This window comes from Streptomyces sp. NPDC001156, assembly GCF_053598275.1.
Genome location: NZ_JBSFJX010000296.1, coordinates 1 through 7,950, shown reverse-complemented (window position 1 = coordinate 7,950; position 7,950 = coordinate 1). Strand labels below are relative to the sequence as shown.

At 69.6% G+C, this 7,950-nt stretch carries 7 protein-coding genes and 1 pseudogene; 4 read left to right on the top strand and 4 right to left on the bottom strand.

Going from position 1 to position 7,950, the window contains the following annotated elements; translation table 11 throughout:
- Positions 1-114: 114 nt before the first annotated feature.
- Positions 115-926, bottom strand: a pseudogene (locus ACWDA7_RS48035) (NAD-dependent epimerase/dehydratase family protein).
- A gap of 79 nt (positions 927-1,005) precedes the next feature.
- On the opposite strand from ACWDA7_RS48035, the gene ACWDA7_RS48030 reads away from it, so the two are divergent.
- Positions 1,006-2,382 (top strand): glycosyltransferase 87 family protein, encoded by a 1,377-nt coding sequence (locus ACWDA7_RS48030; protein WP_450613905.1) that lies wholly within the window; start codon positions 1,006-1,008, stop codon positions 2,380-2,382.
- 35 nt (positions 2,383-2,417) lie between these two features.
- Here the strand turns inward: ACWDA7_RS48030 and ACWDA7_RS48025 are convergent, their stop codons facing one another.
- Positions 2,418-2,861: a GtrA family protein gene (locus tag ACWDA7_RS48025; protein ID WP_450613903.1), complete on the bottom strand. Its 444-nt coding sequence runs from the start codon at positions 2,859-2,861 to the stop codon at positions 2,418-2,420.
- A gap of 448 nt (positions 2,862-3,309) precedes the next feature.
- Here ACWDA7_RS48025 and ACWDA7_RS48020 point away from each other — a divergent pair, with 448 nt between their 5' ends.
- Positions 3,310-4,503: a molybdopterin-dependent oxidoreductase gene (locus ACWDA7_RS48020; RefSeq protein ID WP_450613901.1), complete on the top strand. Its 1,194-nt coding sequence runs from the start codon at positions 3,310-3,312 to the stop codon at positions 4,501-4,503.
- Positions 4,504-4,505: 2 nt separating this feature from the next.
- The gene (locus ACWDA7_RS48015) at positions 4,506-5,009 is read left to right on the top strand and encodes a hypothetical protein (RefSeq protein ID WP_450613899.1); all 504 of its coding nucleotides are present in this window, start codon (positions 4,506-4,508) and stop codon (positions 5,007-5,009) included.
- A 142-nt stretch (positions 5,010-5,151) separates the two neighbouring features.
- Here the strand turns inward: ACWDA7_RS48015 and tnpA are convergent, their stop codons facing one another.
- Positions 5,152-5,595 carry an IS200/IS605 family transposase gene (gene tnpA / locus ACWDA7_RS48010; RefSeq protein ID WP_450613907.1) on the bottom strand — a complete coding sequence of 148 codons (444 nt, stop codon included), beginning with the start codon at positions 5,593-5,595 and terminating at the stop codon, positions 5,152-5,154.
- 12 nt (positions 5,596-5,607) lie between these two features.
- Here tnpA and ACWDA7_RS48005 point away from each other — a divergent pair, with 12 nt between their 5' ends.
- Positions 5,608-6,927, top strand: a complete 1,320-nt coding sequence (locus ACWDA7_RS48005) for an RNA-guided endonuclease InsQ/TnpB family protein (RefSeq protein ID WP_450613897.1) — start codon at positions 5,608-5,610, stop codon at positions 6,925-6,927.
- 120 nt (positions 6,928-7,047) lie between these two features.
- On the opposite strand, the gene ACWDA7_RS48000 is transcribed toward ACWDA7_RS48005, so the two are convergent.
- Entirely contained in the window at positions 7,048-7,749 is a 702-nt protein-coding gene (locus ACWDA7_RS48000) for a hypothetical protein (protein WP_450613895.1), read from the bottom strand.
- Between the last annotated feature and the right edge of the window lie 201 nt (positions 7,750-7,950).

Here is a 7,950-nt window from a genome sequence, read left to right as displayed (position 1 = left end):
TGTCGCCGGACGCGGCGCGAACGCGGGAGACCAGTGCATCCACCACCGTTCGGGATGCGCCAGTTGACCAGGATTGGATACAAGACTCACTCCTGCTCACTGACTAGGAACGGTTTAGACGCCGGGTGCTTCCGGCCGATGGGGGCCGCTACGGTTCCGGCGGCCGTGGGCTCGAGGCCGTCTCCCGCGCCCCTTACCGAGGCACCGACGCCCGGCCGCGCGGGGGGCCTTCGCGAACTCCCGCACGCCGTCCGCGAACGGGACCCGGGGCAGCCAGCCGAGTTCCTTGCGCAGCCGTGACGAGGAGGCGGTGATGTGACGGACGTCGCCCAGCCGGTACTCGCCGGTCACCACCGGCTCGGGCCCGCCGCAGGCCGCGGAGAGCGCGGTGGCCACCTCCCCCACGGTGTGCGGGCTCCTGCTGCCGACGTTGTCGGTGCGCAGTGGGCCGTCCGGGATCGCGGCACCGATCGCGGGCAGACGGGCTCGAACCGCCCGGCATCCAGGTCGGCGACCCGCCGCGGGCCGGGCCGGATGGTCCCGTGGCGGGCGCACTCGTAGCGGCCCTCGCCGTAGTACACCATCGATCCGGCCAGGACGAGGTCGCTCACCCGCCGCCGGGCCATGGCCGTGAGCAGGACGGCGGTGCCCAGGTCGTTGCGCGCCTCGTACTCGGGTGCGTGGCCGAAGTCCTGGCCCAGGCCGACCATCGCCGCCTGGTGGTGGACCGCGTCCACCCCGCGCAGCGCCTCCTCGACCACCGCCCGGTCCCATACGTCGCGGCGCACGAACGCGACGTCGGGCGGGAACCGCGTCGGCTCGAGCCACCGCACGTCCAGCACGCGCACCCCGTGCCCGGCGTCGACCAGCGCACCGACCACGTGGGAGCCGATGAACCCGGCCCCTCCCGTGACAAGGACCAGCACGCCTTCGAGGCTACGGCGGGTTCGGACACGCGGCGCCACGAGACCGTCCGGCGCGTTCGCGGCTGCCACTGTGACGGGTGTGGGAGTACGCACGCTCTGCACCACAGCACTGCTCGCCGCCCTCGTTGCGACCGTCGCCACGACGGTCCGCATCGGCGGTAATCTCGGCCATCCGGCTGCGCTGCTGTACTGGTATGCCACGGCGTGGGCGCTGTTCGCCGGCGCGGCGTGGGCGGTGCGGCGGGTGCCGGTGCGCACCGCCGTGACGCTGATCCTGGCCGGCGGGATCGCCCTGTGCGTGGCGGCGTTGTCGGCCCCGCCGCGCACCAGCGACGACATGTACCGCTACGCGTGGGACGGCCGCGTGCAGGCCGCGGGAGTCTCCCCGTACGCCTACCCGCCGGACGCGCCACAGCTTGCCCGGTTGCGTGATCCGTGGCTCTTCCCCGCCGGGAGCGCGTGCCGTGAGTGGGACCTCCACTCAGGGGCAGGGGTGTGCACGCACATCAACAGGCCGTCCGAACGCACGATCTATCCGCCCGTGGCCGAGGGATGGTTCCTGCTGGTGCACGCCGTCTCCCCAGCAGGCGGGCGGCACAAGCCCCTGCAACTCGCCGGTGCGGTGCTCGCCGTCGCCACGACCGTGGCGCTGCTGATGGTGCAGCGACGTACGTCCGGTGACGTGCGGCGGGTGGCGTTGTGGGCGTGGTGTCCGGCGGTGCCGTTCGCCGCGGTCAACGACGCCCATGTGGACACGCTCGGAGTGCTGTTCACGGTGGCCGCGCTCGGGACGGCCGCGGGAGCGCGCCGTGGAGCGTTGCTGGGGGCGGCGATCGCCGTCAAGCTTCTGCCCGTGCTCGCCCTCCCAGGTGCGCTGTCGGGGGTGCTGGCCTCCGGGCGTGCCGGGCGAGCCCGGGTGTGGGAGGCGGCGAGCGCGCTGCTCGCGGCCGTCGGTGTTGTGGTGCTCGCCTATCTTCCGTACCTGCTGGCGTCCGGTTCCGCGGTTCTGGGTTATCTCCCCGGCTATCTGCGGGAGGAGGGGTACGAGCCGAGCGGCGTCGGCCGGTTCGGGCTACTGCGGCTGGTGCTGCCGGCCGCCTGGGCCGGTCCGGCCGCCGCCGTACTGGTGGCGCTCAGCGCCTGGTACGTCCTGCGGCGAGGCGATCCAGAGCGGCCGTGGCACGGATCGCTGCTGGTCACGGGCACTGCGCTGCTGCTCGCCTCGCCCGCGTACTACTGGTACGCGCTGCTCGTCGTGGCCTTGGTGGCCATGGGTGGCCGATGGGAGTGGCTCGCCGTCGCCGCCGCCGGCACCGCGCTGTATGTCGCGGACGCACTGCAGTGGCATGGCGTCCAGGTCGCCGTGTACGGGCCGGCCGCCGTGGAGGTGCTTGCCGGCGCACTGGTCCGGGCGCGGGCCCGTGGGGGCAAGGACCGACGGCGGGGCGGTGCGTGAGGGCGGAGGTGCCTGCCGCATCGGGTGTGTGGGAGTCATCGGTGGCGGCGCCGGAAGACGACCATCCGCAGGACGGTGAAGCGCACCACGGTCACCAGGGCAAAGCTCGGTGCGAGCACTAGGGTCTCCGCTGCCGGTGAGGCGGTGGGCCGGTAGTGGCGGAAGAGGAGCACAGCTCCTGAGGTGACCATGTACGCCAGGACGAACAGGCCACCCGCGGCCAGATGCGCCTGCAGGACCCGGACCGGGGACCCGCGAAAGGTCAGTCGGCGGTTGGCCTCCGTGTTGAGGACGGTGACGACAAGAAGGGAGGCGAAATTGGCCAGGATGGGCGGCGACCAGTGGCGCAGAACCCAGTACAGCAGGGCCTGGGCCACCGTGGAGGCGACGCCGATCAGGACGAACCAGAGCACTTCCCTGGTCAGCGCGGTGCGGCCGGGCCGGCTGGCGGCGCTGCGCCGTGCGCTGAGGCGTCGCACCTCACCATCATGAGGGCATCGTGCGACCGTCGAGCCGTGCGGTGCACTGGTTCGACTGTTCGGCTGGCGACGGACACCCGAATGCAGCCCTGACACGGAAAGCCGACCCCGATCTGTGCCAGTTTGTGGCTGACGACAACAGCGCGGACGGCGCGGTGGGATGCGATCCGCCCTGTGACAGTCGGCTCGGGGACAGAGGAGGCAGCCGATGGACAGTGGCGGACGGCCGTCGGCCCCGGGCTCCGGCGGGCCGCAGCGCCCGAGACCGGGCGAGGGTCACGCGCGGGGGCGTCTCGAGCGCGTTCGCGCTGCCGCGGCGGCGCGGGCCACCAAGGGGGCCGCTCGTATCCGGGCTCTCGTGCGGCGGGTCGAGCAGACTCCTCCACCCCCGGGGCCATTCCGTCCCGGCTTCTGGCGCAGTCCCCTCCGCGGGCCCTGGCTGACGTCCGTGTTCGGACTGGTGTTGCTGATCGGCATCCCGTTGCTCTTCGTCACTGGGATGCTCTCCTACGCCGCCTACAACCCGGGACTTGGCCGCCTCAACGACCAGACCCCGGACAAGGGCCTGCTGGGCTTCTACCTCTTCGACTGGCCCACACATCCGTACTGGCTGTACCGGCTGACCCAGGGCGTGCACGTGACGCTCGGCGTGGTCCTCGTGCCCGTGTTGCTGGCCAAGTTGTGGTCAGTGATCCCGAAGCTGTTCGAGTGGCTGCCGGTGCGCTCCATCGCCCACGGACTGGAGCGGTTGTCCCTGCTCATGCTGGTCGGCGGGGTGATCTTTGAATTCGTGACCGGCATCATCAACATCCAGCTTTTCTACGTGTTCCCCGGCTCCTTCTACACCCTGCACTTCTATGGCGCCTGGGTCTTTATCGCCGCCTTCGTCGTCCACGTGTGCCTCAGACTCGGCCGGATGACGCGCGCCCTGCGCTCCCGCAGCCTGGCCGCCGAACTGCGCACCGACCTCGCTCACACCCGGCCCGAGCCCCCCGACCCCGACGGCCTGGTCCCGACCGCTGCCGCGCCGCCGACGATGACCCGGCGCGGCGCGCTCGCCATGGTGGGGGGCGGATCGTTACTCCTCCTGGTGGTCACCGCGGGGCAGAGCATCGGCGGCTGGCTGCGCGACACCGCCCTTCTCGCGCCCCACAACCGCACTCCCGGCAGCGGCCCGAACGGCTTCCAGATCAACAAGACCGCCGCAGCCGTCGGCGTCACCCCCGCGCACGTCGGCCCCGGCTGGCGGCTGGAAGTCCGCGGCCAGGGTTCGTCTCTGGTCTTCACCCGAGGGCAGCTCCTGGCGATGCGTCAACACATGGCCGCGCTGCCGATCGCGTGTGTGGAGGGGTGGTCCACCGCCGATCAGCGGTGGAGCGGTCTACGGCTGACGGACCTGGCCGCCATGGCCGGGCTACCCCATGCCTCGAGCGTCCTGGTGGAGTCCGTTCAACCACCCGGCCCCTACAGCTCGGTGCTACTGCGGGGCAACCAGATCCACGACCCTCGATCGCTGCTCGCCCTGCGCGTCAACGGCGCGGACCTCTCGCTCGACCACGGCTACCCGGCCCGCGTCATAGTCCCGGCCAACCCCGGCGTAAACAACACCAAGTGGGTGCACCGACTCACCTTCAGGACGTGACCATGGCACGCTTCGTCCGCTGGTACGGCTCCGGCCCCCTCCACCTGCTCGTCCTGATCGCCTCGTTCGCGATCACCGGCTACGCCCTGGTGCGCCTGTTCGCCGTCCGCCCGCTCGAGGTCGCGCTCTGGTTCGTCGGCGCGGCGATCCTCCACGACCTGCTCCTGCTGCCCCTGTACTCACTCGCCGACCTGTCGGCCCACGCTATCCTGCGGCATCGCGCCACCCGCATGCCACAACCGCCGTGGATCAACTACCTGCGCGTGCCCACCTTTCTCTCCGGTGTGCTCCTGCTCGTCTGGTTCCCCCTCATCTTCGCCTTGTCGACCCCCTATCCGGGTGCCACCGGGTTGTCCATGGACGTCTACCTCGGCCGGTGGCTGGTCATCACCGCCGTGCTCTTCGTAGCCTCCGCCGTGGCCTTCGCTCTTAGGCTCCGCCGCGTCCGGCGGGCTGCCCGCGCCGACGAGGAACGACCCGCACCAGGTCACGACGCTGCATCGTGACGACCGATGAGGACGGGTCGTCCTGCGCCGAGCGCGACCCCTATGCACTCGCCCTGCGAACCGGTCACGGACCGGTGTACCTGCGGCTGGCGGACGGGTGCCGGATCCGGATGCCGGTGGGCACGGGTCCGCACTGTTGACCTCAGCTTACAGGGCGCTGCTGCCGCTCGATGTACTGCTTCACGACGGTGAGCGGCGCCCCTCCACATGAGCCTGCGAAGTAGGACCCGGACCAGAAGTGCCCGCCCCACAGGTACCGGCGGACGTGCGTGTCGTACTCCTTGCGCAGCAGCCGGGCGGAGACGCCCTTGAGGCTGTTGACCAGCTTGGAGAGCTGGACCTTCGGCGGATAGTGCACGAGCAGGTGCACGTGATCGTGCTCGCCGTTGAACTGCTTCAACTCGACCTCGAAGTCCTCGCACACCTCCCGCATGATCTCCTCGCACCTGTTCAACATGGCGTCGGTGAACACGCCGCGCCGGTACTTCGTGACGAACACCAAATGGACATGCAGGTTGCAGACAACCTGACGACCGGTGCGAACATCGGGATTCGGATTCCATCGCGGCGACGTGGAGCGAGCGATAGTCTGCTGGCTGTGAGTCAAGGGGCGCTGAGGAAGCGGCAGTTCGGGCACCGCGCCCGGCTTGCACTATCGCCTGCCGAGGTGTCGAACGCCGATGCCCAGGCGCACGCGGCCCGCACGATGTGGAACCTGCTGCACGCCTGGTGGCAGATGATGCCGAAGGACAAGCGCACGCCTGCAAACGCCGATACCGCGATACGGCAGGCCCGCAAAGACCTCGATTTCCTCGCCGTCCTGCCCGCGCAGGCCGCACAAGCGGTGCTGAAGACGTACTTCCAGGCATGGAAGAACTGCTGGGAGGGCCGGGCCAACGCACCGAACTTCAAAGGCCGCTTCCGGTCCGCGATGAGCGTGGACGTCCCGCAGGGCCGCGACCTGAACATCAAGCGGGTGCACCGCCGCTGGGGCATGGTCAACCTGCCCAGGATCGGCCGAGTACGGTTCCGCTGGACCCAAGACCTCCCCGTCGGCAAGCACGCCGGCAAGGACAACCGGATCACCGGCGCACGCCTGGTCAAGGATGCCCTCGGCTGGCACATCGCCTTCCGTGTCCTGACCCAGGAGTCCACGCCCGCGCCCTGCACCGGCCCCGAGGTCGGCATCGACGTGGGCGTCACGGTGCCCCTCGCTCTCTCCGACGGCAACCATCAAGACCACGGCCGCCCCGCCAGACTCCCGGACGGCACCGCCGACCGGGACAAGTGGCTCACCCCGAAGGAGAAAGCCAAGCTGCTGCGCCTGGAGCGCGCAGCAGCGCACCGCAAGGGCTTCCGCACACGCGGTGAGAAGACGTCCCGCCGCTTGCAGCACACCTACGACCAGATCAAGCAGCTCCGCGCAAAAGCCACGCGCCGCGCCCTTGACTGGCAGCATCAGACCACCACCTACCTCGCCCGCACGTACGGCACGGTCGTGGTCGAAGCACTCACCATCACGAACATGGTCAAGTCCGCGAAGGGCACCGTCGAAGAGCCAGGCAAGAACGTCAAGCAGAAGGCCGGTCTCAACCGCTCCATCAGCCAGGAAGCATGGGGGCGCACGGTCACGATGCTGGCGTACAAGGCCGCCCGGTACGGCGCCACACTGGTCAAAGTCCCAGCCCCCGGCACCTCCCAGCGCTGCTCTGCATGTGGCTTCACCACGCCAGGCAGCCGCAAGGACCAGGCCACGTTCGTATGCAAGAACCCGGACTGCGGCTTCGCGGCGAACGCCGACTGGAACGCAGCCCGGAACATCTTGCACCTGTACCGGATCGGCCTCGTGGCGATCCCGGCTGCCGGAAGGTGCAGTCGTCAGGCGCCAAAACGCGTCAAGCCCGCCGCCGCAAGGTAGGCAGGAATCTCCTTCCTGAGCTTGCGAAGGGAGGAGAGCACTTCAATGAGACCTCCGCATAGAGCGGCGCGCGGCCCCGGTGCTCGGTGTGGTGGCGGTCGCGTGGGCAGCCTGAGTCGGTCATCCGGGAGTCAGGCACGCCTCGAGAGCACCTCGCTGCTGTTCAGGCAAGTGGTCGCCCAAGGGAATCTCGCGTGGGCTGTGATCGCCTTCGCAGATCCAGCTCCGTTCGTCTGTGTCGAACCACCAGTCCTGGGCGCCCCACATGGGGTGCCCCTGGAGCAAACGCCTGGCCAACGGCTCGCTCGCCTCGGGAGCACCCTGGGTGACCAGGGCCCGGACCACGGCTATCACAGCTTCTTCCGGGACTGCGCTGTCACCCAAGATGGGAAGGAGGAGAAGGAGCCGGGCATGAGGGTCGGTGACCCCGACGGCGTCTGCCGGTGCCTCCACCAATGCTGCGAGCTCGGGCCAGCACAGCCCAGGCCCGATACGGTCCTGATCGTCGCTGGCCAGGACGAGATCCTGGCTCCAGTCGGGGTGCGTGAGGAAGTAGTCCGTGGTGGTGAACTCCTCGCCGCTGTTGTAGTGCACGACGACCGTGAAGCCGCCGGTCAGAGGCACTCTGAACACCGGCCATGCCGCTGGGCCCTGAAGCTTGTCCAGCATGGCGTCCACGTCGCCCGCGTCCGAACCGAAGGCCTCTGGCGGCAAGCCCTCAGACAGGTCCGCCAAGTGCGCGGGCCAGAAGCCAGGCTCATCCAGGAGCGGGTGCCCGTCCACGACGGGCGACGAGGAGTACCAATGCCGTGCCATCACCATGCCGGGATTCTCTCCCCGCCTGGCCAGAAGTGTTCGAAGACCCCGGCCTTCAAAGTCCGACCGACTTGACGGCATAGCAAGGTGAGGTGTCTATGCGGTCACAGCACTAGGGCGTGTTCTGAGTCGTGATCATGTGGTGGGGCGGAGGCTGCGCAGCCAGATGATCGCGCCGCGCAACTGGAGCCCCGCCGTGTAGCTGTC

Bases quoted from the DNA above. Each gene is read 5' to 3' on its own strand.
- ACWDA7_RS48000 (WP_450613895.1), bottom strand. From the start codon at position 7,749: ATGGTGATGGCACGGCATTGGTACTCCTCGTCGCCCGTCGTGGACGGG.
- ACWDA7_RS48015 (WP_450613899.1), top strand. From the start codon at position 4,506: ATGGCACGCTTCGTCCGCTGGTACGGCTCCGGCCCCCTCCACCTGCTC.